The organism is Isoalcanivorax pacificus W11-5, from assembly GCF_000299335.2.
Classification (GTDB): Bacteria; Pseudomonadota; Gammaproteobacteria; order Pseudomonadales; family Alcanivoracaceae; genus Isoalcanivorax; species Isoalcanivorax pacificus.
In genome coordinates this window covers 3,525,677-3,550,415 of record NZ_CP004387.1, presented here as the reverse complement: position 1 = coordinate 3,550,415, position 24,739 = coordinate 3,525,677, and the positions used below count along the sequence as shown (strand labels likewise).

The window sequence follows — 24,739 nt, the reverse complement described above, 5'->3', positions numbered from 1 at the left end:
AGGCAGGGAGCAACGCATGAGTGCAGCGTCCATGGCGGGAAAGACGGTTCTGATCACAGGTGGCAACAGCGGTATCGGCCTGGTGGCCGCCACCGCGCTGGCCGGCATGGGCGCCCGCGTGGTGCTGGCCTGCCGGCGGTCGCAGGCGGCCGAGGCGGCGGCGCAGCAGATTCGCGCCGCGCATCCGGGCGCAGGTGTTGAAACGGTGGCGCTGGACCTGGCGTCGCTGGAGAGCGTGCGACGTGCCGCCAGGGAGGTGCGCGAACGCTTCCCGGTGATCGACGTGCTGCTGAACAACGCCGGCCTGGCCAATGTCAGCCGGGAAACCAGCCAGGACGGTTTCGAACTGACCTTCGCCACCAATCACCTTGGCCCGTTCCTGTTCACCCGCCTGCTGCTGCCGGCCATGGCGCCCGAGGGCCGCATCATCAACGTTGCCTCGGAAGCGCACCGCATGGGCCGCATGCACTGGGACGACCTGCAACTGACCGACAACTACTGGGTGATGCGCGCCTACGCCCAGTCGAAGTTGGCCAATATCCTGTTCACCCGTGAACTGGCCGACCAGCTTGCCGGCACCGGCATCGCCGTCAGCGCGCTGCATCCGGGGGCGGTCTCCACCAGTATCTGGCCGGAAAACCGCTGGTATGAGCGCGCCTTTACCCGGGTGTTGAAGCTGTTCCTGATCAGCCCGGAAAAAGGCGCGCGCACCAGCATCTGGCTGGCCTCCGGTGTCGAGGGCGGCAAGAGCCGGGGCGGTTACTTCGAGCGCTGCAAACCGCGCCAGCCATCCGCCCGTGCCCGCGACAAGGCCGACCAGACCCGGCTATGGACCCTTTCCGAGCAGCTCACCGGGCTGCCTGCTTTCTCCGACAAGGAACTGAGCGCATGACCGACCGCAAACAGAACCTGATCTGGATCGACTTGGAAATGACCGGGCTGAACCCGGACGAAGACCGCATCATCGAGATCGCCACCATCGTCACCGACAAGGAGCTCAATGTGCTGGCCGAAGGGCCGGTGCTGGCGGTGCATCAGCCGCCGGAAGTCCTGGCGCTGATGGACGAATGGAACACCACCACGCACGGCAACTCCGGCCTGATCGACCGCGTCGGTGAAAGTGAACTGGATGAACGCGCGGCCGAAGCGGCGACCCTGGCCTTTCTGGAAGAATGGGTAGAGCGAGGCGTATCGCCCATGTGTGGCAACAGCATCTGCCAGGACCGGCGCTTTTTGTGGCGCGCAATGCCGCAGCTGGAAGCCTATTTCCACTACCGCAATCTGGATGTATCCACCATCAAGGAACTGACACGCTGCTGGGCGCCGTCGCTGCTGGCGGGTGTGAAGAAAGACAGCAAGCACCAGGCGCTGGATGATATTCGCGATTCGATTGAAGAGCTGCGGTATTACCGCAAGACGGTGTTTTCGATCTGATCAGACGAGGCCGGCGGACAATCAGCGCCGCCGGCTTTTCGGTTGGAGCGACGGTTTAAGATTGGGCAAAGAAATACTGATGCTGCCTCGTCAGTGAGATGACCCCGCGTCCCGCGCCATACTCTGCGTCCCCAGAATAATCATCCGCACCATCGTCTCCACCTGATCCACCAGCGCCGGGTGGTCTTCCTCCGGTATGTCCATCGCCATTGCGCCCATGGTGAACACCAGCCGGGTGATGGCGCGCGCCACCAGTTGTGGCTGGTAGATGCCGGTGTGTTTGAGCGCCGCCAGCCGGATCAGGTCCTGGCACAGTTCTTCCTCGAAAAAGCCGAGCTGGGTTTCCACCGCGCCCTTGAAGGCGTCGGAGCCGACGGTGCCTTCGCGCAGCAGCAGATGGAGGTATTTCTGGTCGGCGCGGAGCTGCTCCATAAAGGCCTCCACGGAACTGCGCACCACGCTGCGCTCGGAGGTGGCGCGGGTGCGCGCCTCGCCGATGATCTGCCGCAGGGCGCTGCCGGCCTGGTTGATCAGTGTCACGGCCAGTTCATCCACGTCGCGGAAATGGCGATAGAAGCTGTTCGGCGCGATGCCGGCCTCGCGGGCCACCTCGCGCAGGCTCAGGGTGGAGACGCTGCGGTGCGGGCCGACCAGCTTCAGGGCGGCGGCCATCAGGTCTTCCCGGGAGATCACCGCGCGGCGGCCCTGGTGCGGGCGCGGGGTGGGGGTGTCGTTGGTGGTGCTACTGCTCATGTCTTCTGCTCTATGTGCCCTGGAACGGAGGTGCGGCAAGGGCGGAATAATAACCCAGAATGACCGGTGGCATGTCTGGACAGATATATATACACATGTATATTATCGCGCCGTCATTCAATTGGAAGCCCCCACATGCTCGTTGCCGGTCCCTTGAAAAGGATGCTCTCGCCGCTGGTCAACCCGCAGGTGTTCGACTTCTGGGCGTCGCATCTGTCGCCCACGCTGAGCTGGGAGCGGCCGCTGGCGAAGGTGCTGGCGCGCCGTGTCGAGGCCCGCGACACCGTCACGCTGGTGCTGCGGCCGAACCGCCATGTGGGTGGTTTTGCGCCGGGGCAGCACGTCAGCGTCACCGTGTCGGTAAACGGCGTGCGGCTGACCCGCAGCTACAGCCCGAGCTGGCTGGGGCGGCGGCGCATGGCCATCACAGTGAAGAAAATGCCCGGCGGCAAGGTGAGCGAATGGCTGACGGAGTGCTGTGACGAAGGCGATGTGCTGGAGATTGGCCCGGCCTTCGGTGACATGACGCAGCCGTCGCTGGAGCGCCCCTGGCTGCTGGTGGCCGCAGGCTCCGGCATTACGCCGATGATGAGCCTGCTGCGCGCCGCCGCGACACTGGAGCGTCCGCTGCCGCCGATCGCGCTGCTGTACTGGGCGCGCACCCGCGCCGACCTGTGTTTTGGCCGCGAACTGGACCAGCTTGCCGCCCGGTTGCCGTCATTGACGGTTCAGCGGCTGCTGACCCGCGAAAGTGTGTTGCTGCCGGAAGAACACAGTGGCCGGCCGGACGAAACGCTGCTGCGCGCGCTGGTGCCTGATCTTGCTGCGCAACAGGCGTACGTCTGCGGCCCGGCGGGCTTTGTCGCCACCGTGCGGACGCTGCTGGAGGGCGCCGTGGCGACATGCCAGGCAGAGGCGTTTTCGTTGCCGGATGTCAGCGTCGTTGAGGGCCAGCCGGTGCAGGTCACGCTGGCCCGCAGTGGCCGTGTGCTGAGCGTGCCCGCCGGCGCACCGCTGCTGGCCGCGCTGGAAGCCCGGGGCGAGCGGCCGGCGCACGGCTGCCGCATGGGCATCTGCAACACCTGCGTCTGCGGCAAGCTGGCCGGCACCACCGGGGATCTGCTCGGTGGCGGGCTGAGCCAGGAGCCGATGGGCGCCATGAAGCTGTGCGTCAGCACGGCACGCACCGATATCACACTGGATTTGTGAACAGGACAGAACACGTATGACCACTGCAGTATCCCGGCGCCCGCTGAGCGCCGATGAAGTGACCCGTTTCGGTGCCGAGATCGATGCCCTGCGCGAGCGCACCCTGGCCGATATCGGCGACGCTGACGCGCGCTATATCCGTCGTATCCACGCCGCCGTGCGCTATACCGAAATTCTTGGCCGGGGGCTGCTGTTCTTCGGCCTGTTTCCGCCAGCCTGGCTGCTGGGCACCTTGCTGCTGGGGGTGTCGAAAATTCTGGAGAACATGGAGCTGGGCCATAATGTGATGCATGGCCAGTACGACTGGATGAACGACCCGCGCTTCGACGGCAAGACCTACGAGTGGGACATCGTGGGCACCAGCGACAACTGGCGCAAGACGCACAACTTCAAGCACCACACCTACACCAACATCAAGGGCATGGATGACGACGTGGGCTACGGCCTGCTGCGGCTGTTCCCCGAGCAGCGCTGGCGGCCGTTCTTTCTCGGCCAGCCACTGTACGCGGTGATTTTTGCGTTGCTGTTCCAGTGGGGTGTGGCGATCCAGGACCTGCGTCTGGGGGCGTACTTCGCCGGACGCATGAGCGCCGCCGAGCTGCGTGCGCAATTCCGCCCGGTGGGCCGGAAAATGCGCCGGCAGCTGCTCAAGGATTATGTCTTCTTCCCGCTCATTGCCGGGCCGTTCTTCCTGCCGGTGCTGCTCGGTAACCTGGTGGCCAATGGCCTGCGCAACCTGTGGACCTTCATGATCATTTTCTGCGGCCATTTCACCGCCAACGCCGAGGTGTTCCCGAAAAGCGTGCTGGAGAACGAAACGCGCGGGCAGTGGTATCTGCGTCAGTTACGTGGCTCCTCAAACCTGCGTGGCGGGCGGCTATTTCATATTCTCAGCGGCAACCTGAGCCACCAGATAGAACACCATCTCTTTCCGGATATTCCGGCCCGCCGCTATGCCGCCATGTCGCAGGAAGTGCGTGCCATCTGTGAACGCTACGGCATCTATTACAACACCGGCTCGCTGTGGTCGCAGTTTGGCCAGGTCGTGTGGCGCATTCTGCGTTACGCACTGCCCAGCAAGCCGGTATCGATGGAGGGCCGTCGTCTGGTCGTCAATGAGTAAACCGCCGGGGGGCAGAACAGGGACGTTCGGCGCAGGCCCGGTCACGTTGTGACCGGGCCTTTTTTATTTCCGGCCGTTTTGGTGAGCGTTGTGAGGGCGACGCGGTGCGGGGCTGTAGTACACTGCGCCCATCTTGGTCATTTGCGGGCGCTTGGTATGTCTGACTTCAACGAAATCGGCTGGTCACTGGATGTCCCGGAAGGCTGGGACGCGGAAGACATGGATGATGTGGCACTGTTCTCCAACCCCGATGGCGTGGGGGTGCTGCAGGTGGCGGGCATGGAAAAGGATGTGCCGGTGACGCCGGAAGACCTGGACATGCTGGCCGAGGAACAGCTTGCGGCCGGCCTGCGGGCCGAGCGCGTCATTGTCGGTGATTTTCGCGGCATCTCCTTCGTGCAGCGCAGCGATGAGGAGTTCTGGCAGTTCTGGTATCTGGCGGCGGACCGTCTGGCGCTGGTGATCACCTACAGTTGCGCCGACGAGGACCGTAACGAGGAGATCGAACAGGTGCGCGAGATGATCGGCTCCCTGGCACTGGAACAATAAACCGTCAGGCAAGCTGCGCCAGTGCCCAGCGCACATGGCGCACCACCATCGCCGAGGGGTGCTCGAGCCGGCGGGTGAGGGCGGCAATCGCCACCTCCGACGCCGGCCCGTTGCCCAGCGCCACGGCGATATTGCGCAGCCAGTTCTCATAGCCGGTGCGCCGGATCGCCGAGCCTTCCGTATTGCGCAGGAATTCTTCCTCGCTCCAGTTGAACAGCGTCACCAGCGCCACATCGTCCAGTTGGTGGCGCGGATGAAAATCCGTCTCGCCGGTGTGCCGCGCATAGCGGTTCCAGGGGCACACCAGCTGGCAGTCATCGCAGCCAAAAATCCGGTTGCCGATCGGTGCGCGCAGCGCCTCCGGGATGTCGCCCTTGTGCTCGATGGTGAGATAGGAAATGCAGCGCCGCGCGTCGAGTTGATACGGCGCCACGATGGCATCAGTGGGGCATACATCGATACAGGCGCTGCACGAGCCACAGTGTGAGGTGACGGGCGCATCCACCGGCAGCGGCAGATCGGTATAGATTTCGCCGAGAAAAAACCAGCTGCCGGCCTGCCGGTTCAGAATCAGCGTGTGTTTGCCCTGCCAGCCGAGGCCGGCTTTGGCGGCGAGCGGTTTTTCCAGCACCGGCGCGCTGTCGACAAAGGCACGAGCCAGCCCGGCGTCCGAGGCGGCGTCGCGGATTTGCTCCGCCAGCCGTGCGAGCCGTTTGCGAATCAGCTTGTGGTAGTCGCGGCCGAGCGCGTAGCGCGAGATGTAGGCTTTTTCACCCTGTTTCAGCCGTTTTATCGGTGCAGTGTCCGGTGGCAGGTAATCCATGCGTACGGAAATCACCCGCAGCGTGCCCGGCTCCAGCTGCGCCGGCCGGCTGCGCTTGTCGCCGTGGGCGAGCATCCAGTCCATGCCGCCGTGGTAGCCGGCGGCCAGCCAGGCTTTCAGCTGTGCTTCCGCCGCGCTCAGGTCGGTATCGGCAATACCGACCTGCTGGAAGCCGAGTTCGCGGCCCCAGGTCTTGATGTGCATGGCAAGCTCAGTGAGGTCCATGATCCGGCGCAGTAAAAAAGTGAGTGGCGTATAATCACGACATTCTCCGGCCGCGTAAACGAAGTACAAGTCATGCCGACACTGGAATTGCCCACATCGCTCTACTCGACGGACGGCAGCCGCGCCATTGACCGGCTGGCACTGGCGCAGGACGACCTGCCCGAGGGGGCGCTGATGGAGCGCGCTGGCGCCGCCGCGCTGGCGGTGCTGCGGCAGCAGTTTCCGGCCGCGCGGCGGCTGCTGGTCTGCTGTGGCGGTGGGAATAACGGCGGCGACGGCTATGTGGTGGCGCGGCTGGCGGCGGAGGCTGGCCTGGCGCCGGTGCTGCTGCCCGTGGTGCCGGAAACCGCGCTCAGGGGTGAGGCGGCGCTGATGGCTGCGCAGACGGAGCGCGTGCCGCGCATCACCCTGGCCGACCTGCCGGCCGCATTGAATAACACCGATCTGGTGGTGGATGCGCTGCTTGGGACCGGCCTGGCCAGCCGGGTCCGGGCAGACATGGCGACGGTGATCGGCAGCCTCAACGCCGGCCATCGCCCGGTGCTGTCGCTGGACATTCCCTCGGGGCTGAATGCCGATACCGGCGCCGTCATGGGGCTGGCCGTGCGCGCCAGCGCCACCATCACCTTTATCTGCGTCAAGCAGGGGTTGCTCACTGGCGAAGGCCGGGATCACTGTGGCCAGCTCTGGTTCGATGACCTGGACGTGCTGCCCGGGGATTACACCGCCGTGCCGGTCAGTTGCCATCGCCCCTCGCCGGCGTTGCTGAGCGACTGGCTGCCGCGCCGGCAGCGTGGCGGCCATAAGGGCCGCTATGGCCATGTGCTGGTGATCGGCGGCGATCATGGCTACGGCGGCGCGGTGATCATGGCGGCGCAGGCCGCCGGCCGCAGTGGTGCCGGGCTGGTGTCGGTGGCGACGCGTCCGGAACACTGCGCGCCGTTGCTGACCCGCCAGCCGGAAATGATGGTGCGTGGCGTCGAGGATACCGCCGACCTGGCGCCACTGCTGGCGCGTGCCAGCGTGGTGGTGATCGGTCCCGGCCTCGGGCAGGAAAAGTGGGGCCGCACGTTGCTGCGCGCCGCTCTCGACAGCGCACTGCCGCTGGTGGTGGACGCCGATGCCCTGAACCTGCTCTGCGACGCGGTGGATTTCACGCCCCGCGCCAACTGGGTGCTGACCCCGCATCCGGGCGAGGCGGCGCGTTTGCTGGATACTGACACCGCCAGCGTGCAGCGGGATCGCTTCGCCGCGCTGGCTGCGCTGCAGGCGGAGACGGGCGGCACGGTGCTGCTGAAGGGGGTGGGCACGCTGATCGGCAGCGACGGGCAAGGGCCCGCACTGATCAGCTACGGCAACCCCGGCATGGGCACTGGCGGCATGGGGGATGTGCTCAGTGGTATGATCGGCGGCTTGCTGGCGCAGGGCCTGCCGCCTGCGGCAGCGGCTACGTGCGGCGCCCTGGCACATGCGCTGGCCGGTGACCGCGTGGCCGTCGCCCAGGGAGAGCGTGGCATGCTGGCCACCGACCTGTTGTCCCATCTGCCCCGGATCCTCAACCCATGAACGAACCTGCCGCACTGCGTTACCTGGCCGATGAACACGCCACCGAAGCCCTGGGGGCGGAGCTGGCGCGCTGGTTTCCCGAGGGCGGCGTGGTGTATCTGGAAGGCGACCTGGGTGCCGGCAAGACCACGCTGGTGCGCGGCTGGCTGCGTGCACTCGGCCACGCGGGGGCGGTCAAGAGCCCGACCTACACGATCGTGGAACCCTATGAGCTGGACGGGATCAATGTATATCATTTTGATCTGTACCGGCTGGGCGATGCCGAGGAGCTGGAGCTGATGGGAATTCGCGATTATTTTGCCAGCGGGTGCCTGTGTCTGGTGGAATGGCCGCAACGGGGCAGTGGCGTGCTGCCGGCGGCGGACCTGCACCTGCTGCTCAGTGCGAAATTGCCCGGCCGTGAGGCAGTGCTTTCGGGCAGTGCCCTGGCCGGCCGCACTCATGGCCGCACTCATGACAGTCAGACCGACGGGAAGCGTGTGTGACACGATACGGACACCAGCGACAATCTGATCGGCTCCGCGTCCTGCTGACGGCGCTGGCTGTTCTCCTGACGCTGTGTGCCGCGCCGTTTGCGCAGGCCTCACAGGTGATCGAATCCGTGCGCCTGCACCGTGCCCCGGATCACACCCGTATCGTGTTCGATCTCAAGGAGCCGGTGGAGCATCGCGTCGACCGGCTCGGCAATCCCGAGCGGCTGGTGATTGATCTGGATGACACCCAACTCGACTTCAACATGAATTCCCTCGATCTCTCCGGTGGCCCGATCAGTGGCGTGCGCGTCGGCCGCCACGCCAACGACATGACCCGCGTGGTGCTGGATCTCAACAGCGCCGTGCGCCCGCGTACCAACCTGCTGAAACCGATCGAACCGCACGGCTGGCGGCTGGTGGTCGACCTGTTCGACAGCGAGCCTGAACCGGTACGCAGCATGGAACAGATCGTCGAGCAGCAGGCCGGCCCGCGCAGCATGATTGTCGCCATCGATGCTGGCCACGGCGGTGAAGACCCCGGCGCCATCGGCCCCAGCGGTGTGTATGAAAAAACCATCGTGCTGCAGATTGCCAAGCGGCTGGAACGCTTGCTGAAAGACGCGCCGGGCATCGAGCCGGTGATGATCCGCGACGGCGATTATTACGTGCCGCTGGCCGAGCGCCGCCGCATTGCTGCCGAGCAGCACGGCGCGGATGTGTTTATTTCCCTGCACGCGGATGCCTTCACCGATTCGCGCGCCCACGGTGCCTCGGTGTTCGCGCTCTCCAACCATGGCGCCACCAGCGCCCGCGCCGGTTATCTGGCGCGCATGGCGAATGACTCCGACCGCGTGGCCGGTGTGTACGAGGAAGAAAAGGACAATAACGGGCTGCTCGGTGTGCTGGCGGACATGACCATGAGCGGCTCCATGGCGCACAGCCTGTTCATGGGCCGTGAAATGCTCGATGAACTGGGCGGCATCACCAAGCTGCACGGTGACCGGCGCACCGTTGAACAGGCCAATTTTGCCGTGCTGCGCGAGCCGAGCATGGTGTCGGTGCTGGTGGAGACCGGTTTCATTTCCAACCGGGAGGAAGAACGCAAATTGCGTAGTGCCGAGCATCAGGAAAAAGTGGCCCGTGCGATCCTCAATGGCGTGCGCCGTTATTTCGAACATCATCCGGCACCGGGAAGCTGGTTCGCCGAGCAGCGCCGTCGCGGCGGCAGCAGCGTTGCCAGCCACCGCATCCAGCCGGGTGAAACACTGTCTGCCATCGCGCGCCGCTACAGCGTGTCGGAAGATGCACTGCGCAGCGCCAACAGCCTCAATGGCGACCTGATCCGTGTCGGTCAGGTGCTCACGATTCCAGGAACCTGATGTCTCGTATCCAACTGCTCGACCCTCGCCTGGCCAACCAGATTGCCGCCGGTGAGGTGGTCGAACGTCCCGCCTCGGTGGTCAAGGAACTGCTGGAAAACGCCCTCGACGCGGGTGCCGCACACATCAATGTGGACGTTGAACAGGGCGGCGTGCGCCTGGTACGCGTGCGCGACAATGGCAGCGGCATCCCGCGTGATGACCTGCCGCTGGCGCTGTCCCGCCACGCCACCTCGAAGATCGCTGCGGTGGAAGATCTGGAGGCCATCGGCAGCCTCGGCTTCCGGGGCGAGGCCCTGGCGGCGATCAGTTCCGTGTCGCGGCTGACGCTGACCAGCAATGACGGCGCTGACGCCGAAGGCTGGCAGGTGCTGGTCGAAGGCCGCGATATGGCGCCGGTGGTGAGCCCGGCGGCGCATCCGCAGGGCACGACGGTGGAAATGCGCGACCTGTTCTTCAATACCCCCGCACGGCGGCGTTTTCTGCGCACGGAAAAAACCGAGTTCAATCATCTGGAAGAAGTGTTCCGGCGCATCGCGCTGTCGGAATTCGATACCGCCTTCCGGCTCTCGCACAATCAGAAAGTGGTGCACCAGTTGCCGGTGGCCCGCGATGACGCTGCCCGTGCACAGCGGGTCGGCCGCTTGTGTGGGGTGGCCTTCATGGAACAGTCCGTCAGCGTCGATATCGAGGCCGCCGGGCTGCGGTTGCACGGCTGGGTGGGCCTGCCAACATTCTCGCGGGCGCAGGCCGATCTGCAATATTTTTACGTCAATGGCCGGGTGATCCGCGACAAGGTGGTGAACCATGCCGTGCGCCAGGCCTACAGCGATGTGATGTATCACGGCCGGCACGCCGCCTATGTGCTGTTTCTGGAGCTGGACCCGGCGCTGGTGGATGTGAATGTCCATCCGACCAAACACGAAGTGCGTTTCCGCGAACAGCGCATGGTGCACGACTTCCTGTTCCGCTCCCTGCATCGCGCCGTGGCCGAGCTGCGTCCCGGCCAGACGCCGGCGCCGGAAGTGCGTGCAGTGGAGCGCATGCCGGGCGCAGAGCCGGGCGGCCTGACGGAACAGGCCAGCATGACGCTGGTGCCGCCGCGTTCGCCCCAGGCGTGGCAAAGCCCGTCACCGATGCGCACCGATGGCGTGGCACAGGCTGAGCGATACGGTGCGTTGTTCAGCGACGCACCACAGATTGCCGATACGCCGGCGGCACCGTTGCCGGAAGAACGCACCTCGGGTATGCCGCCCCTGGGGTTTGCCCTGGGGCAATTGCACGGCATCTATATCCTGTCGCAAAACGCCGAAGGGCTGGTGCTGGTGGACATGCATGCCGCCCACGAACGCATCACCTACGAGCAGCTCAAGCTGGCCTGGGAACAGGAAAAAGTCCGGCCGCAGCCATTGCTGGTGCCGCTGTCGATGGCCGTCTCCACACGGGAGGCGGATTTTGCCGAAAGCGAACCGCAGGTGTTTTCCCGGCTCGGTTTCACTGCGGAGCGCGCTGGCCCGGAAACCCTCGTGGTCAGGGAAATCCCGGCCCTGCTGCGCGGCGCGGATGTGGAGGCGCTGGTGCGTGATGTGCTGTCCGATATCGTCACGCACGGCAGCAGCGAACGCATCGAACGGCATATGGACGAACTGTTTTCCAGCATGGCCTGCCACGGCAGCGTGCGCGCCAACCGCCGTCTGAGTGTGGATGAAATGAACGGCTTGCTGCGCGACATGGAAGCCACCGAGCGCAGCGGCCAGTGCAACCACGGCCGCCCCACCTGGATGCAGCTCAGCCTGAAAGAACTGGACAAGCTGTTTCTGCGCGGGCGCTGAGCGGGGCGTATGCCCCGCTCATGTTGCGTTCAGTCCTTGATGGCTTCGGACAGATAGCCCCGAATCAGATCTGAATTGGCCTCGACGTGTTTGACCAGCTGGCCAAAATCCTCGCCGCCGGTTCCGGTTTCCGTGACAGCGACAGTGATGTTGAGTGGTTTGTCGGCAGGCAGCCCGGGAAACAATGGCGATACCGGAGGATGTTCGATGGCGCCGCTGCTGGGCAGGGCAACCGCCGGCAGGTTGAGGCTTTGCTCCGTCAGTTTGGTAAACGTTGGCACGTTCTTGTCATTGGGTTGGACGGTGCTGATCGAGATGGTCACGGTCATGTCCACACTGGCGGATTTTTGACTGGTCAGCGCTGCGGCATGTCTCAGGTCGACACTCTGTGCGCTTAGCTGCCAGGCACTGTGGTCACTGTTGAATGGCTCCGCAACGAACACCAGCCTTGAGAGCTGTCGCTCATTGACGACGCTGCGACCAATGGTGACCTCGAGCCGCTCATTACCCGCACAACTTGACGGCGGGATATTCACCATGCCCCCGTAAGTCTTCGTAAATTGGGCTTTCTTTCGTTCGGCCCAACCGGTCACCTCGCTGCTGAGCAGGTTGTAGGCCAGGGTGGCCAGGGCAACTTGCTCGGTCACGGCTTTTTCGGAGCAAATCCATTCAGCGCTGACCAGCACGGTACTGCCCGTCACCGGTTTGCTTTGCTCGTGGGCGTTGAACGTCAGCAGCCTGACCGTGCTGCACGCCGAAAGCCCGATGGCCGCACACGCGACCACAGTGATACGAAAGAATCCTTGCATGATGTTCTCCTTGTTGGTGAATGATGTTTGCGGGCGGGGCACGACAATAGGTATCCGCCACGCCGGGCGCGGCAGACATTGCAGAGACTGAATCGGGGTTTCCCCTTCCCGGCACCGACTATACCCACCGGGTTTCCCCGCCCGCCGGTCAGAACAGGCCAGTGTGGACACCAAAGCGCAGAGCAGGCGGCGTGGAGGCGGTCTTTCCCCGCCGTACATCCGCCAGGGGCTGGTGTATCATGCGCCCGTATTCGTGAGCCGATGGTTGCCATGCCCGTATCCCCCCAGCCGCCCGTGATTTTCCTGATGGGGCCGACCTGTTCCGGCAAGACGGCGCTGGCCGTGGCGCTGGTGCAGCGGTTGCCGCTGGAGATCATCAATGTGGACTCGGCGCTGGTGTACCGTGGCCTGGACATCGGCGCGGCAAAACCTGAGCAGGAGGTGCTGGCGAAGGCGCCTCACCGCTTGCTCGGGTTCCGTGATCCGGCCGAGCCCTATTCGGCGGCCGAGTTTCGCGCCGATGCGCTGCGCGAGATAGCTGATATCCATGCCGCTGGCCGGGTGCCGCTGCTGGTCGGGGGCACCATGCTCTATTTTCGCGCACTGCGCGACGGGCTGGCGGACATGCCGCCGGCGGACGAGGCGGTGCGCGCGCGCCTGACGGAAGATGCCGAACGGCTCGGCTGGCCGGCATTGCATGCGCGGCTGGCACAGGTGGACCCGGAAGCCGCCGCGCGACTCAAGCCGAATGATCGCCAGCGGCTGCAACGTGCTCTGGAAGTGTATGAACTGACAGGCGTGCCGCTGTCGGTGCACCATGCCCGTCAGGCGCCGGGCGGTGCTGCCGGCGAAAACGCCTTTCCTTATACTGTGATGCAGTTGGCAATTGCGCCGCCGGACCGTGCCCTGTTGCACGCGCGCATCGAAGCACGCCTGCACGACATGCTCGCCCAGGGGCTGGTGGAAGAAGTGCGTGCCTTGCGGGCAGAGCCCGGGTTGCACGCTGGCCTGCCGGCGATGCGGTCGGTGGGTTACCGGCAGGTATGGGAATATCTCGACGGCGACTATGACTACGACGAGATGGTCCGTCGGGCCGTCGTCGCCACCCGGCAACTGGCCAAGCGGCAGTTCACCTGGCTGCGTGGCTGGCCGGCGCTGCACTGGCTCGACAGCGATGCGCCCGACCTGACTGACCGGGCACTGTCGCTGCTTGAAAGCCTGCCGGAATCGGTGTTTAGTAGCCCTTGATTACAGCAGCTTGATGGCTTGGGGTGGCCGGGAACTGGCCGGAAACTTTTTCCCCTTGCGAATGACGAACATGCGGCAACCCGTTGTTTCAAGCGGGTTTCCGGGGCGGGTCAGGGATGGCTCGTTCGCTGGTACGGGTACTGTGTGTGCCGGTCCGGCGATGACATGGTTTGCGGATTCGCCTCTCACTTTGAGAGAAAAATTGGCAGCCATGGGTTGAAAAATAGCTTTGGCGCGCTATTTCAACAATCTGAAACAAAAAGGTCCGGGGAAACCCGGTGTTTTGCGCTGATTGCTCCGGGGATGCTTTGTCCGGCAGGGGGAAGGGGATTACCTGACCCATAACCTGTTCTGGATGTTTCCTTCGGGGCGCTGCTTTGTATTGAGAGAAATCAAGGAGATAACGATGTCAAAAGGGCACTCGCTACAAGACCCTTTTCTCAACGCGCTGAGAAAGGAACGTATTCCTGTTTCCATCTTCCTGGTTAACGGAATCAAGCTGCAGGGACAGATCGAATCTTTCGACCAGTATGTGGTGCTGCTGAAGAACGCAGTCAGCCAGATGGTCTATAAGCATGCGATTTCAACGGTTGTGCCGGCACGTAACCCGCGTGCGTCCGGTCCGGGTGGCGGTAACCCGGCCATGGGTGCTCCTGGCCCAGGCGATGACTTTGCAGGCAATGCCTGATCCTGCATCGGGCCGGCCGTTATGGCCGGCCCGTTCCGTTGACCGGCGGAAGACCTGTCTGATCTGTTGCCAGCCGGTACTCTATGGAATTTTTTGAACGTCCCGATGCGCCGAAAACCGGCGCGACCCCTGACCACCCCGCGGAGCGCGCGGTACTGGTCCATCTTGAATTACCTGACAGCCTGGGTGTTGACGACCTGGAGGAATTTCACCATCTGGTGGTCTCCAGCGGCGTGAGCCCGGTGGCGGAAGTACTGGGCAGGCGCGAGCGCCCCGACCCGGCGACCTACGTCGGCAGTGGCAAGGTGCAGGAAATCCTTGACGTGGTTGAGGCGCACGAAGCAGATGTCGTGCTGTTCAATCATGCCCTGTCGCCGGCCCAGGAACGCAACCTGGAGCGGGCACTGAAATGCCGTGTGCTGGATCGCACCGGCCTGATCCTGGATATCTTTGCGTTGCGTGCACGCACCCATGAAGGGCGCCTGCAGGTGGAACTGGCGCAATTGCGGCACCTGTCCACGCGGCTGGTGCGTGGCTGGACTCACCTTGAGCGGCAGAAGGGCGGTATCGGCCTGCGCGGCCCGGGTGAAACCCAGCTCGAAACCGACCGCCGGCTGGTGCGCGAGCGTATTCGCAGCATCGAAGGCCGGCTGCTCAAGGTGCGCAGCCAGCGTGCCCAGGGCCGGCGTGCCCGCGAGCGTTCGGAAACACCGCTGATCTCGCTGGTAGGCTATACCAACGCCGGCAAGTCGACATTGTTCAACCGGCTTACGCAGGCGGAGGTCTACGTGGCGGACAAACTGTTCGCCACCCTGGACCCGACGCTGCGGCGCGTGCGCGTGCCCGGCATCGGCCCGGCGATTCTGGCGGACACGGTGGGCTTCATCCGCCATCTGCCACACCGTCTGGTGGATGCGTTCCGTGCCACGCTGGAAGAAACCCTCGGGGCCAGCCTGCTGCTGCATGTCACCGACGGTTCGGCGGCCGAGCGCGACGCCAACGTCGATGCGGTGAACGAAGTGCTGGAGGAAATCAGCGCAGACGAATTGCCGGTGCTGCACGTGTATAACAAGGTGGACCTGCTCGGCGAGACACCGCGTATCGAACGCGACGAGCAGGGCCGGCCCTGGCGTGTGTGGATGTCGGCGCAGACCGGCGCAGGCCTGGATCTGCTGCACCAGGCGATGGCCGAGCGGCTGGCCAGCGGCTGGGTGGACCAGTGGGTGCGCTTGCCGGCGTTCGCCGGACGCCTGCGTGCGCGGCTGCACGAAGCCGGCGAAGTGCTGAACGAGGAAACGGACGAGCGGGGTGACATGTTGCTGCGCGTGCGGGTAAACCGCATCCATTTCCAGCGACTGCTGCGCTCGGAAGGGCTGACGGAAACCGATGTGGCGGCGGTGGCGCCGGTTGCAGGGGGCGGCGACGCTTCCTACAATCCAAGCCGCCCGCATTCTCATTGATATTGCACAGATTTCACGCCGCGCAAGCGGCCCCGCCACGATAACTGTGGCTGATGACTGTGGTTGAAAAAGTCCTGCGTGGACTTTTCATACCCTGGTAAACGGAGAACCCGATGGCCTGGAACGAACCTGGCGGACAGAAGCCGCGCGACCCATGGGGGGGCGGCGGTGGTGGCAACAATAATCAGGGTCCCCCGGACCTGGATGTCGTCATCAAGAATCTCAAGGACAAGCTCGGCGGCGCCTTCGGTGGCGGCAAGCGTGGCGGCGGCAGCCAGGGCAGTGGTGGTGGCGCCGGCCTGATCGGCATCGTCGTCGTGGTGCTGGTGGTCATCTATGGTGTCTGGGCCTCGTTCCAGGTGGATTCCGCAGAGCAGGGCGTGGTGCTGCGCTTCGGCAAGTTGCACCGTGTGGTGGAGCCGGGCCTGAACTGGCATCTGCCGCCGTTTGAGGAATACCACAAGGTCAACGTCACCCAGGCCAACAGCCACCGGGTGAGCGAAGAAATGCTGACCGGCGATACCAACATCGTCGGGGTAACCCTTGAAGTGCAGTACCGGGTCCTTGATCCGGCCGCCTACCTGCTGAAAGTGGCCAACTCCGACACCGTGCTGCGCAACGCCACCGACAGTGCGCTGCGCCATGTGGTCGGCAGCAAGACCATCAATGCCGTGCTGAGCACCGAGCGGGAAGAAGTACGTGCCGCCGTGCAGGCGCGCCTGCAGGAATACCTGGACGAATATTCCACCGGCCTGCTGGTGCTGGCCGTGGTGCTCGACAGCACCGAGGCGCCCGCCGCCGTGCGCGAGGCGTTCCAGGATGTGGCCCGTGCCCGTGAAGACGAAGACCGCTTCAAGAAAGAAGCCGAAGCCTACGCCAACGGCATCATTCCGGAAGCCCGTGGCCGCGCCCAGCGCCTGATCGAGGAATCGGAAGCCTACAAGGCCGAGATCGTCGACCGTGCCCGGGGTGAAGCTGAACGTTTCGGCAAGCTGCTCACCGAGTACACCCGCGCCCCGCAGGTGACCCGCGAGCGTCTTTACCTGGAAACCATGGAAGAAGTGCTCGGCAACACCAGCAAGGTGCTGGTGGATGTGCAGGGCGGCGACAGCCTGCTGTACCTGCCGCTGGACAAGCTGATGGAACATCAGCTGCCCTCCAGCAGCACGGGCAGCAGCCGCACCGGCAGCGGTAGTGGCGCCACCAGCGGCAGCACCGACAGCGGTGCCGCCGGCACACAATCATCACGCAGCAGCAGTACCAGTCTGTATGGCCGCAACAGGGAGCTTCGCTGATGTCACAGAGAGGACTGATGGGTCTGGTCGCGGCGCTGTTCCTGGTCATCGCGGTACTGGATTCCTACTTCATCATCAATGAAACCGAGCGGGCGGTGCTCAAGCGCTTCCAGGAAATCGTGCGCACCGATATCCAGCCGGGCATTCATTTCAAGGTGCCGTTCATCGACCAGGTGGTGCGTGTCGATGGCCGTGCCATGGCCTATGAGCTGCCGGTGCAGTCGTACCTGACCTCCGAGCGCAAGCTGGTGGATGTCAGCTCGTTCGTGATCTGGCGCGTGCAGGACGTGCAGCGCTACGTCACGGTGATCGGTGGCGGTGCGGCAAACAACTCCGACCGCATGCGCGATATCGCCCAGCAGCGTCTGAACGTGCGGGTGGCCGAGCGGCTGCGTAACGAGGTGGCGCAGCGGACCGTGCAGGAGGTCGTGGCCGGCCGCAAGGAAGTGATTGCCGACACCGCCGACCCGCAAAGCATCACCCCGCAGGTGGGTGACGGCAGCAGCGACGTGCCGCCGCCGCCGGTGATCAGCGCCGAGGAAGCCGGAGAGCTGGCACCGGCGGAAGACGCCCGCGAACAGCTGATGGTCAACGTGCTGGCCGAAATCAAGCGGGATGTGCTGGAAGACTTCGGCATCGACGTGGTGGATATTCGCGTCAAGCAGGTGGACTGGCCGGACGAGGTGCGTGACCGGGTGTTTGCCCGGATGAGCGCCGAGCGGGCCCGCGACGCAGCCCGGCACCGGTCCGAAGGCCGCGAGGGCGCCGAGAAGATCCGCGCCGCCGCCGAGCGGGAGCGGACCGTGCTGCTGGCCGATGCCTACCGTCAGGCGGAGCTGATCCGGGGTGACGGCGATGCCGAAGCCGCCGCCATCTACGCCAGCATGTACAACCGCAACCAGGAGTTCTTCCGCTTCCACCGCAGCCTGCAGGCCTATCGCGAAACGTTCAACAGCCGCCAGGATGTGCTGGTACTGGAGCCGGATGGCGACTTCTTCCGCTACCTGAAGAGCGCCGGCGGCAATTGATCCCGGCCGGCACCCGATCAATGGGTGCCTGGGCTGGAATGAAGTGCTACCATGCGCCCGCCGGGCCCTGACAGGGTCCGGCGTTTTGCTGTCTGACGGGCTGTCGAATGGACTGGACGCTACTGTTGAGCGCACTGTGCCTGGTGCTGGTGCTTGAAGGTATCGCCCTGTTCCTGTCGCCGCGCCATTTGCGCGAGGCGGCGGCCATGCTTTCCCGCATGGATGATCGCACCCTGCGCGCGCTCGGTTTCCTGGCCATGGCGGCCGGAGCCGGACTGTTGATCCTGCTGAAACACGCAAGTTGAGTATGAACCGCGAAGAACAGTGGCTGCTGCCCGAAGGGGTAGAGGAAATACTGCCTGAGCGGGCCGCCGTGATCGAAGGATTGCGCCGTCGCCTGCTGGATCTCTATACCCGCTGGGGTTACGAACTGGTCTTCCCGCCCCTGATCGAATTCCTGGAATCGCTGCTCAACGGCGCCGGCCGTGACCTGGAGCGCGAAACCTTCAAGCTCACCGACCAGCTCACCGGGCGCATGATGGGCGTACGCGCCGACATCACCCCGCAGGTGGCGCGCATCGACGCCCACAGCCTGCGGCGCCAGGGGCCGAGCCGGCTGTGCTATTGCAGCACCGCGCTGCGCACTCGCATTGGTCTGCCCGGCACGTCCCGCATCCCCTACCAGGTCGGTGTCGAGCTGTTTGGCCACGCCGGGGTCGACAGCGACGCCGAAGTGATCAGCCTGATGCTGGCGACGCTGGCCGAGGCCGGCGCCCGTGGCGTGACGCTGGACCTGGGCCATGTCGGCATCTATCGCGAGCTGGTGCGCAGCGCCGGCCTGAATGATGCCGACGAAGCGGCGCTGTCCGACATCTACCTGCGCAAGGCACGCACCGAGCTGGATGCCTTTATGGAAGAGCGCACCCTGCCGGCACCGCTGGCGGCGGCGCTTTCCGCGCTGCCCTGGCTGGCGGGCGAGGGCGCGCTGGAAAAAGCCCGTGCACTGCTGGCCCCCGCCAGCACTGCGGCACTGGATGAACTGGCGCAAGTGGCCGAACTGGCCGGGCGCATCAGCGCCTCGCACCCGGATGTGCGCGTGCACATCGACCTGGGTGAGCTGCGCGGTTATCACTACCATACCGGCTGCCTGTTCGCCGCCTACCTGGACGGCGCCAGCGAGCCGCTGGCCAAGGGCGGCCGCTACGACCATATCGGTGAAGTGTTCGGCCGTGCGCGGCCGGCCACCGGCTTCAGTGCCGACCTGAAACTGCTTGCCGATTGCCAGGGCGCGCCTGTACGGGCGGCCGGCATTCTGGCGCCAGCCGGGGCAGATGCCGCCCTGCTGGCGGAAATCGCCCGCCTGCGCGCGGCGGGCGAGCGCGTTGTGCAGGCGCTGCCGGGGGCGGACAACGACCCGGCTGAACTGCGTTGTGATCGTGAACTGGTGTTTGCTGACCAGCGCTGGCAGCTCCATTCCCTCTCATTCTGAATCAGGAACAGTGATTGCAGGCCATGGGCAAGAACGTCGTAATTCTGGGCACCCAGTGGGGTGACGAAGGCAAGGGCAAGATCGTTGATCTGCTGACCGATCAGGTGGCCTGTGTGGCCCGCTTCCAGGGTGGCCACAATGCGGGCCACACACTGGTGATCGACGGCAAGAAGACGGTGCTGCATCTGATTCCCTCCGGCATTCTGCGCGAAGGCGTGCAGTGCCTGATCGGCAACGGGGTGGTACTGGCCCTGGATGCCCTGCTCCGGGAAATCACCGGCCTGGAAGAGAAGGGTGTGCCGGTGCGCGAACGCCTGCGCCTGAGCGCGTCCTGTCCGCTGATCCTGCCGGTGCACGTGGCGCTGGACCAGGCCCGCGAGCGCGCCCGGGGCGAGGCCAAGATCGGCACCACCGGACGCGGTATCGGCCCGGCCTATGAAGACAAGGTGTCGCGTCGTGGCGTGCGCCTGGGTGATGTGTTCCAGCGCGAGCGTTTTGCCGCCAAGCTGGGCGAGCTGCTCGACTATCACAATTTCGTGCTGCGGCATTACTACAATGCCGAGCCGGTGGACTTCCAGCAGACGCTGGATGAAACCATCGCGCTGGCCGACAACGTCCGCGACATGGTCACCGACGTCACCGCCGTGCTGCACGCCAAGCGCGTGGCCGGTGAGAGCATCATGTTCGAAGGCGCGCAGGGCACGCTGCTGGATATCGACCACGGCACCTACCCGTTCGTGACCTCCTCCAACACCACGGCCGGCGGCACCGCCACCGGTTCCGGTTTCGGTCCGCTGTACCTGGATTACGTGCTGGGCATTACCAAGGCTTACACCACCCGCGTCGGTTCCGGTCCGTTCCCGACCGAGCTGTTCGATGACACCGGCCGTCGCCTGGCCGAGCGTGGCCACGAGTTCGGCGCCACCACCGGCCGTCCGCGCCGCTGTGGCTGGTTCGACGCCGTGGCGCTCAAGCGCGCGATCCAGATCAACTCCATCAGCGGCCTGTGCCTGACCAAGCTCGATGTGCTGGACGGCCTGGATGTGGTGCGTGTCTGCGTCGGCTACACCAACGCCGCCGGCGAATCGCTGGAAGCCTGTGCGGGCTGGGATGCGGATTCCTACGCCACCATGGTGCCGGTGTACGAAGAACTGCCGGGCTGGCAGGAGTCCACGCTGGGTGCCAAGACGCTGGCAGAACTGCCGGCCAATGCACGGGCCTACATCAAGCGCATCGAGGAAGTCACCGGCGCGCCGGTAGACATCATTTCCACCGGCCCGGACCGGGTGGAAACCATCGTCCTGCGCCACCCGTTCGACTGACAGATAGACCCGCGCCGGGCGCCGATGGCAGGCTTTTTCAACACCCTGCCATTCGGCGCCCGCTGTTTTCCCGCCTTTTACGTTGTCCCGCTTGTTCCCGCACGCCGGCTTCGGCAGTCTGGAGACTCACTTCAGCCCGGGAGACAGACCATGGATATTCTGCGCATTCTGATTTCGGTACTGCTGCCGCCGCTGGGCGTATTCCTGAAAGTGGGGATTGGCGGTGCGTTCTGGCTGAACATCCTGCTGACGCTGCTGGGCTATCTGCCCGGTGTCATCCATGCGGTGTACATCATCGCAAAGCGATAGGGCTGGAGTGGCTGGCTGTCAGGTCTGCGCGCTCGCGCGGTGATACGCAACCAGCGCATTGGCATGCCCGTGCCCCATCTTGTGCACGGTCTTGAGGAACGCCACCTGTTCCATGTGTTTCTTGTCCCTGACGCCATCAAGCAGCTTGAGCCAGTGCTCGATCGGCTGGCCGTAGGTTTTCTCGATGGAAGGGAAGTATGAAGCCGGGCCTTTGACCGGTTTGTTGGCTGCCATGGTGCCTCCTGCTATGCAAAGAAAGCCTTCACAGCTAGTCGTGCACGAGGTGTGAAATTCGACAGCGCCGTAGGGTGGGTAGAGCCAAAGGCGAAACCCACCGTGTCCATGCCCACCATTCACTCCCGCAAAGTCATCGAAATCACCTGGCTTGGGAGGTAGGTAGTTCCGCTGATTGTGTGCGAGCAGTGCGTTACATGGTCCCGGTGGGTTTCGCCTTTGGCTCTACCCACCCTACGGACGCTTCACTTTCGGCGTTTGATGGTCAGCACCAGGATCAGCGTGATCAGTGCGGCCCCGGCCGGGAACAGGATCATGACCGGGCGGCGACGCTCGGCGCGTTCGGCTTCTTCCTGCTGCATGGCCTGGATCGAGGCATTATCGGCCTGGGCCACGCTCACGGTGGGCGGCAGCAGGTGCAGGCTGAGCACCATCAGCAGGGCGGCCAAAAAACGCAACGGGGTGCTGCGGCGTTGTGGGGGGCGGGTGTGTGCGGTGTTCGGGTTGACAGAGTTCATGGGAGGTCTCCGGTCAGTCCCTGGAAGGTGTCAGTGGCACGGATGCGGCCATGATGTGGCCGGGAAGCCGGCCTGAAAACAAAAAAGGCTCCCAAAGGGAGCCTTTTGAAATTGGTGCCGAGGAGAGGACTTGAACCTCCACGCCCTTTCGAGCACTAGCACCTGAAGCTAGCGTGTCTACCAATTTCACCACCTCGGCTCGTTCCCGGGAGCGTTGTTACGTTCAACCGGAAAGCGCGCGTATTCTAGTATAAGGTTTCCCCGTGTCAAACCTTTCTTGCGAAATTTCACAGTGAACGGTGACGCCTGCGGTTGCGTGGGGCAGGGTCTGGCCCCACTATGGGCACAATGACAACCCATTCATCGGGCGGGGCCAGCCGGCGCCGCCTTCGTATCCCCCCAACGAGGGGCCTATTCCAGGGAAAGACGATATTTCATGAGCAAGAAAACCAGACGCTACCGTGATCCGCACGCGGCCCGCGAAGCGTCGAACTATGAACGCCCGGTGGCCAGCCGGGAACTGATCCTCCAGGTGCTGAATGACGAGGGGCGCCCGCTGACCCGTGATCAGCTTGAAGTGCTGTTGCAGATCGGCGACGACGAGCAGGACCGCGAGGCGCTGCGCCGGCGCCTGAAAGCCATGCTGCGTGATGGCCAGCTGGTGGAGAACCGCCGTGGCCAGTACGGCATTGTCGAGCGCATGGACCTGATTCCCGGCCGTGTGCAGGGGCACCGCGATGGCTTCGGTTTTGTGATTCCGGACGAGCCGGGCGCTGAAGACCTGTTCATCTCCCCGCGCCAGATGCTGGCCGTGCTGGACGGCGACCGGGTGCTGGTCAGCGCCGAGGGCCGCAACCGTTTCGGCAAGCGCGAGGGGCGTATTGTCGAGGTCATCGAGCGCGCCAACACGGACATCGTGGGCCGCTACATCCGCACCTCCGCCGGGCCATGTATCGAGCCGGCCAACCGCCGCATCACCACCGATGTGCTGATCGCCGACATGAACGGGCTGAGCCTGCGTGAAGGTGACCATGTGCGGGCCGAGATCATGCAGTACCCCGACCAGCGCGACCCGCGCCTGCAGGCGCGGCTGCTGGAAGTGATTGCCTCACCGGACCAGCCGGGCATGGAAGTGGACGTGGCGCTACGCAGTCACGACATCCCGTTTGTGTGGCCGGCTGCCGTGGAGCAGGAAGCGGCCGCCATCGAGGACACCGTGGCGGAGAAGGCCAAGAAAGGCCGCGTTGACCTGCGCGATCTGCCGCTGGTCACCATTGATGGCGAGGACGCGCGCGACTTCGACGATGCCGTCTATATCGAGAAGCGCCGCTGGCGGCGTGGCTGGCGGCTGATCGTGGCCATTGCCGACGTGTCGCACTACGTACAGCCCGGCGCGGCGCTGGACGAAGAGGCGCACCGCCGTGGCACCTCGGTGTATTTCCCCAACCGGGTGATCCCGATGCTGCCGGAGAAACTCTCCAACGGCCTGTGCTCGCTGAACCCGGATGTGGACCGCCTGTGCCTGTTCTGCGAAATGCAGATTTCCGGCAATGGCCGCATCACCGGCTTTACCTTTGCCGAGGGCGTGATGCGCTCGCGCAAGCGCCTGACCTATACCAAGGTCGGTGCCTTCATTGAACGGCCGGACAGTCCGGAAGGGCAGGCCGTGCGCGAGGAACTGGATAAAGACCTGCGCAGCATGCTGACCGAGTATCACGCGCTGTACCAGGCACTGCGCAAGCGGCGTGACGAACGCGGTGCGATTGATTTCGATACCGTGGAAACACGCATCCTGTACGACGAACAGAAAAAGATCCGCGCCATCGAGCCGGTGCGTCGCAACGTGGCGCACATGATGATCGAGGAGGCGATGCTGGCGGCGAACATCTGTGCCGCACGCCTGCTGGAGCAGTCCGGCCTGCCGGCCCTGTTCCGTAACCACGAGCCGCCGAAGCAGGAAAAACTGCAGACGCTGAAGGAGTTCCTCGGCCCGCTGGGCCTGACCCTGGCCTGGTCGGAAAAAGACGGCGACGCCAAGCCGGCGGTGTTCCAGAAACTGTCGGCATCCATTGGTGAGCGGCCCGATCGCATTCTGATCCAGACCGTGATGCTGCGCTCGCTGACCCAGGCGCGCTATGCCGCCGAGAACAAGGGCCATTTCGGTCTGGCCTACGGCGCCTATACGCACTTTACCTCGCCGATCCGCCGCTATCCGGACCTGCTGGTGCACCGGGCCATCCGCTATCTGATTCGCAGTGGCGAAGTGTCCAAGCACACCCACAATCCGGGCAAGCTGGCGAAGCTGCCGCGCCAGCGCATCCTGCCGTATGACCAGGCCGCCATGGTGCAACTGGGCGAACACTGCTCAATGACCGAGCGCCGGGCCGATGACGCCACCCGTGATGTGGTGCAGTGGCTCAAGTGCCAGTTCATGCAGCAGCACATTGGCGATGTGTTCGAGGGCGTGATCAGCGGCGTGACCAATTTCGGCCTGTTCGTGCAGATCAACGAGCTGTATGTCGACGGTCTGGTGCATGTGGCCAACCTCGACAGCGACTACTACCACCACGACGACAAGCGCCACATGCTGGTGGGGGAATCCTCCGGGCGCCAGTTCCGTCTCGGCGACGCCGTGCGGGTGCAGGTCGCTGCCGTGCATGTGGAAGATCGCAAGATCGACCTGCAGCTGGCGCAGGACCAGCCGCGCCAGGGCCGCAAACAGGGCGGTGTGCGCCAGGCGCTGGCCGAGGGCCGTTTCCCGAAAGACGGCGGCGTGCCGGCCAAGGGCAAGGGCAACCAGGGCAAGCGCTCCCAGGGCAAGCGGGCGCCGGACAAAAAGGCGGCTGCGCGACCGGGCAAGCAGAGCGGCGGCAAGGCCGCCGGCTCCCAGGGCAGCAGGCAGGGCACCGCGAAAAGCGGCAAGCCGGCACGCCGTAAGTAACGATCAGGCGCGGCGCACCGCGCCGCGTATGG

Annotated in this window: 24 protein-coding genes and 1 tRNA gene; 19 read left to right on the top strand and 6 right to left on the bottom strand. The window is 64.6% G+C overall.

What is annotated here, in order from left to right:
- Positions 1 to 16: 16 nt before the first annotated feature.
- Positions 17 to 892 carry an SDR family oxidoreductase gene (locus S7S_RS15900; protein WP_008733385.1) on the top strand — a complete coding sequence of 292 codons (876 nt, stop codon included), beginning with the start codon at positions 17 to 19 and terminating at the stop codon, positions 890 to 892.
- Positions 889 to 1,434 (top strand): oligoribonuclease, encoded by a 546-nt coding sequence (gene orn, locus S7S_RS15895; RefSeq protein WP_008733387.1) that lies wholly within the window; start codon positions 889 to 891, stop codon positions 1,432 to 1,434. The genes S7S_RS15900 and orn overlap by 4 nt, the downstream gene beginning before the upstream one ends.
- Positions 1,435 to 1,524: 90 nt before the next feature.
- Here the strand turns inward: orn and fabR are convergent, their stop codons facing one another.
- On the bottom strand, positions 1,525 to 2,187 hold the full coding sequence (gene fabR, locus S7S_RS15890; protein WP_008733390.1) for an HTH-type transcriptional repressor FabR: 663 nt from the start codon (positions 2,185 to 2,187) through the stop codon (positions 1,525 to 1,527).
- Positions 2,188 to 2,322: 135 nt separating this feature from the next.
- On the opposite strand from fabR, the gene S7S_RS15885 reads away from it, so the two are divergent.
- The 3 genes from S7S_RS15885 (at position 2,323) to S7S_RS15875 (ending at position 5,068) form a co-directional block, all read left to right on the top strand.
- Positions 2,323 to 3,396: a ferredoxin reductase gene (locus S7S_RS15885; protein ID WP_035203003.1), complete on the top strand. Its 1,074-nt coding sequence runs from the start codon at positions 2,323 to 2,325 to the stop codon at positions 3,394 to 3,396.
- A 16-nt stretch (positions 3,397 to 3,412) separates the two neighbouring features.
- On the top strand, positions 3,413 to 4,519 hold the full coding sequence (locus tag S7S_RS15880) for a fatty acid desaturase family protein (RefSeq protein WP_008733393.1): 1,107 nt from the start codon (positions 3,413 to 3,415) through the stop codon (positions 4,517 to 4,519).
- A gap of 156 nt (positions 4,520 to 4,675) precedes the next feature.
- Positions 4,676 to 5,068 (top strand): hypothetical protein, encoded by a 393-nt coding sequence (locus S7S_RS15875; RefSeq protein ID WP_008733394.1) that lies wholly within the window; start codon positions 4,676 to 4,678, stop codon positions 5,066 to 5,068.
- Between the two features lie 4 nt (positions 5,069 to 5,072).
- On the opposite strand, the gene queG is transcribed toward S7S_RS15875, so the two are convergent.
- A complete protein-coding gene (gene queG, locus S7S_RS15870) occupies positions 5,073 to 6,116 on the bottom strand; it encodes a tRNA epoxyqueuosine(34) reductase QueG (protein ID WP_035203006.1) in 1,044 nt (347 codons plus the stop codon).
- A gap of 72 nt (positions 6,117 to 6,188) precedes the next feature.
- On the opposite strand from queG, the gene S7S_RS15865 reads away from it, so the two are divergent.
- The 4 genes from S7S_RS15865 to mutL are packed head-to-tail and all read left to right on the top strand — an operon-like array spanning position 6,189 to position 11,366.
- Entirely contained in the window at positions 6,189 to 7,682 is a 1,494-nt protein-coding gene (locus S7S_RS15865; protein WP_008733396.1) for an NAD(P)H-hydrate dehydratase, read from the top strand.
- Positions 7,679 to 8,167: a tRNA (adenosine(37)-N6)-threonylcarbamoyltransferase complex ATPase subunit type 1 TsaE gene (gene tsaE, locus S7S_RS15860; protein WP_008733397.1), complete on the top strand. Its 489-nt coding sequence runs from the start codon at positions 7,679 to 7,681 to the stop codon at positions 8,165 to 8,167. Before S7S_RS15865 ends, tsaE begins: the two co-directional genes overlap by 4 nt.
- On the top strand, positions 8,164 to 9,534 hold the full coding sequence (locus S7S_RS15855) for an N-acetylmuramoyl-L-alanine amidase (protein WP_008733398.1): 1,371 nt from the start codon (positions 8,164 to 8,166) through the stop codon (positions 9,532 to 9,534). The genes tsaE and S7S_RS15855 overlap by 4 nt, the downstream gene beginning before the upstream one ends.
- Positions 9,534 to 11,366: a DNA mismatch repair endonuclease MutL gene (mutL, locus tag S7S_RS15850; RefSeq protein WP_008733399.1), complete on the top strand. Its 1,833-nt coding sequence runs from the start codon at positions 9,534 to 9,536 to the stop codon at positions 11,364 to 11,366. The genes S7S_RS15855 and mutL overlap by 1 nt, the downstream gene beginning before the upstream one ends.
- 29 nt (positions 11,367 to 11,395) lie before the next feature.
- On the opposite strand, the gene S7S_RS15845 is transcribed toward mutL, so the two are convergent.
- Entirely contained in the window at positions 11,396 to 12,175 is a 780-nt protein-coding gene (locus tag S7S_RS15845; protein WP_008733401.1) for a hypothetical protein, read from the bottom strand.
- A 261-nt stretch (positions 12,176 to 12,436) separates the two neighbouring features.
- On the opposite strand from S7S_RS15845, the gene miaA reads away from it, so the two are divergent.
- From miaA to S7S_RS19370, 9 genes are all read left to right on the top strand, one after another.
- Positions 12,437 to 13,423, top strand: coding sequence for a tRNA (adenosine(37)-N6)-dimethylallyltransferase MiaA (gene miaA / locus S7S_RS15840; RefSeq protein ID WP_008733402.1), 987 nt, complete (start codon positions 12,437 to 12,439; stop codon positions 13,421 to 13,423).
- Positions 13,424 to 13,829: 406 nt separating this feature from the next.
- Positions 13,830 to 14,111 (top strand): RNA chaperone Hfq, encoded by a 282-nt coding sequence (hfq, locus tag S7S_RS15835; protein ID WP_008733404.1) that lies wholly within the window; start codon positions 13,830 to 13,832, stop codon positions 14,109 to 14,111.
- Between the two features lie 83 nt (positions 14,112 to 14,194).
- Complete coding sequence (gene hflX / locus S7S_RS15830; RefSeq protein WP_008733406.1) at positions 14,195 to 15,571, top strand: ribosome rescue GTPase HflX; 1,377 nt, start codon at positions 14,195 to 14,197, stop codon at positions 15,569 to 15,571.
- Positions 15,572 to 15,684: 113 nt separating this feature from the next.
- Complete coding sequence (gene hflK / locus S7S_RS15825; RefSeq protein ID WP_008733408.1) at positions 15,685 to 16,866, top strand: FtsH protease activity modulator HflK; 1,182 nt, start codon at positions 15,685 to 15,687, stop codon at positions 16,864 to 16,866.
- Entirely contained in the window at positions 16,866 to 17,894 is a 1,029-nt protein-coding gene (hflC, locus tag S7S_RS15820) for a protease modulator HflC (protein ID WP_035203009.1), read from the top strand. Before hflK ends, hflC begins: the two co-directional genes overlap by 1 nt.
- Positions 17,895 to 18,001: 107 nt before the next feature.
- On the top strand, positions 18,002 to 18,199 hold the full coding sequence (locus S7S_RS15815) for a DUF2065 domain-containing protein (RefSeq protein WP_035203012.1): 198 nt from the start codon (positions 18,002 to 18,004) through the stop codon (positions 18,197 to 18,199).
- Positions 18,200 to 18,201: 2 nt separating this feature from the next.
- Positions 18,202 to 19,383 carry an ATP phosphoribosyltransferase regulatory subunit gene (locus S7S_RS15810; RefSeq protein ID WP_008733412.1) on the top strand — a complete coding sequence of 394 codons (1,182 nt, stop codon included), beginning with the start codon at positions 18,202 to 18,204 and terminating at the stop codon, positions 19,381 to 19,383.
- A gap of 23 nt (positions 19,384 to 19,406) precedes the next feature.
- Positions 19,407 to 20,705 carry an adenylosuccinate synthase gene (locus S7S_RS15805; RefSeq protein WP_008733413.1) on the top strand — a complete coding sequence of 433 codons (1,299 nt, stop codon included), beginning with the start codon at positions 19,407 to 19,409 and terminating at the stop codon, positions 20,703 to 20,705.
- 150 nt (positions 20,706 to 20,855) lie between these two features.
- On the top strand, positions 20,856 to 21,014 hold the full coding sequence (locus S7S_RS19370) for a YqaE/Pmp3 family membrane protein (RefSeq protein WP_008733414.1): 159 nt from the start codon (positions 20,856 to 20,858) through the stop codon (positions 21,012 to 21,014).
- Between the two features lie 18 nt (positions 21,015 to 21,032).
- On the opposite strand, the gene S7S_RS15795 is transcribed toward S7S_RS19370, so the two are convergent.
- The 3 genes from S7S_RS15795 to S7S_RS15785 all read right to left on the bottom strand — a co-directional run bounded on the left by S7S_RS15795 (position 21,033) and on the right by S7S_RS15785 (position 21,965).
- Positions 21,033 to 21,248, bottom strand: coding sequence for a DUF4287 domain-containing protein (locus tag S7S_RS15795; protein WP_008733415.1), 216 nt, complete (start codon positions 21,246 to 21,248; stop codon positions 21,033 to 21,035).
- Between the two features lie 245 nt (positions 21,249 to 21,493).
- Complete coding sequence (locus tag S7S_RS15790; RefSeq protein WP_008733417.1) at positions 21,494 to 21,766, bottom strand: hypothetical protein; 273 nt, start codon at positions 21,764 to 21,766, stop codon at positions 21,494 to 21,496.
- A 112-nt stretch (positions 21,767 to 21,878) separates the two neighbouring features.
- Positions 21,879 to 21,965, bottom strand: a tRNA-Leu gene (locus S7S_RS15785).
- Between the two features lie 237 nt (positions 21,966 to 22,202).
- On the opposite strand from S7S_RS15785, the gene rnr reads away from it, so the two are divergent.
- Positions 22,203 to 24,707, top strand: a complete 2,505-nt coding sequence (rnr, locus tag S7S_RS15780) for a ribonuclease R (RefSeq protein ID WP_008733419.1) — start codon at positions 22,203 to 22,205, stop codon at positions 24,705 to 24,707.
- The last annotated feature ends 32 nt before the right edge of the window (positions 24,708 to 24,739 follow it).

What these genes read in the sequence shown, in the direction of transcription:
- S7S_RS15900 (WP_008733385.1), top strand. Translation starts at nt 17, where the DNA reads ATGAGTGCAGCGTCCATGGCGGGAAAGACGGTTCTGATCACAGGTGGC.
- orn (WP_008733387.1), top strand. Translation starts at nt 889, where the DNA reads ATGACCGACCGCAAACAGAACCTGATCTGGATCGACTTGGAAATGACC.
- fabR (WP_008733390.1), bottom strand. Translation starts at nt 2,187, where the DNA reads ATGAGCAGTAGCACCACCAACGACACCCCCACCCCGCGCCCGCACCAG.
- S7S_RS15885 (WP_035203003.1), top strand. Translation starts at nt 2,323, where the DNA reads ATGCTCGTTGCCGGTCCCTTGAAAAGGATGCTCTCGCCGCTGGTCAAC.
- S7S_RS15880 (WP_008733393.1), top strand. Translation starts at nt 3,413, where the DNA reads ATGACCACTGCAGTATCCCGGCGCCCGCTGAGCGCCGATGAAGTGACC.
- S7S_RS15875 (WP_008733394.1), top strand. Translation starts at nt 4,676, where the DNA reads ATGTCTGACTTCAACGAAATCGGCTGGTCACTGGATGTCCCGGAAGGC.
- queG (WP_035203006.1), bottom strand. Translation starts at nt 6,116, where the DNA reads ATGGACCTCACTGAGCTTGCCATGCACATCAAGACCTGGGGCCGCGAA.
- S7S_RS15865 (WP_008733396.1), top strand. Translation starts at nt 6,189, where the DNA reads ATGCCGACACTGGAATTGCCCACATCGCTCTACTCGACGGACGGCAGC.
- tsaE (WP_008733397.1), top strand. Translation starts at nt 7,679, where the DNA reads ATGAACGAACCTGCCGCACTGCGTTACCTGGCCGATGAACACGCCACC.
- mutL (WP_008733399.1), top strand. Translation starts at nt 9,534, where the DNA reads ATGTCTCGTATCCAACTGCTCGACCCTCGCCTGGCCAACCAGATTGCC.
- S7S_RS15845 (WP_008733401.1), bottom strand. Translation starts at nt 12,175, where the DNA reads ATGCAAGGATTCTTTCGTATCACTGTGGTCGCGTGTGCGGCCATCGGG.
- miaA (WP_008733402.1), top strand. Translation starts at nt 12,437, where the DNA reads ATGGTTGCCATGCCCGTATCCCCCCAGCCGCCCGTGATTTTCCTGATG.
- hfq (WP_008733404.1), top strand. Translation starts at nt 13,830, where the DNA reads ATGTCAAAAGGGCACTCGCTACAAGACCCTTTTCTCAACGCGCTGAGA.
- hflX (WP_008733406.1), top strand. Translation starts at nt 14,195, where the DNA reads ATGGAATTTTTTGAACGTCCCGATGCGCCGAAAACCGGCGCGACCCCT.
- hflK (WP_008733408.1), top strand. Translation starts at nt 15,685, where the DNA reads ATGGCCTGGAACGAACCTGGCGGACAGAAGCCGCGCGACCCATGGGGG.
- hflC (WP_035203009.1), top strand. Translation starts at nt 16,866, where the DNA reads ATGTCACAGAGAGGACTGATGGGTCTGGTCGCGGCGCTGTTCCTGGTC.
- S7S_RS15815 (WP_035203012.1), top strand. Translation starts at nt 18,002, where the DNA reads ATGGACTGGACGCTACTGTTGAGCGCACTGTGCCTGGTGCTGGTGCTT.
- S7S_RS15810 (WP_008733412.1), top strand. Translation starts at nt 18,202, where the DNA reads ATGAACCGCGAAGAACAGTGGCTGCTGCCCGAAGGGGTAGAGGAAATA.
- S7S_RS15805 (WP_008733413.1), top strand. Translation starts at nt 19,407, where the DNA reads ATGGGCAAGAACGTCGTAATTCTGGGCACCCAGTGGGGTGACGAAGGC.
- S7S_RS19370 (WP_008733414.1), top strand. Translation starts at nt 20,856, where the DNA reads ATGGATATTCTGCGCATTCTGATTTCGGTACTGCTGCCGCCGCTGGGC.
- S7S_RS15795 (WP_008733415.1), bottom strand. Translation starts at nt 21,248, where the DNA reads ATGGCAGCCAACAAACCGGTCAAAGGCCCGGCTTCATACTTCCCTTCC.
- S7S_RS15790 (WP_008733417.1), bottom strand. Translation starts at nt 21,766, where the DNA reads ATGAACTCTGTCAACCCGAACACCGCACACACCCGCCCCCCACAACGC.
- rnr (WP_008733419.1), top strand. Translation starts at nt 22,203, where the DNA reads ATGAGCAAGAAAACCAGACGCTACCGTGATCCGCACGCGGCCCGCGAA.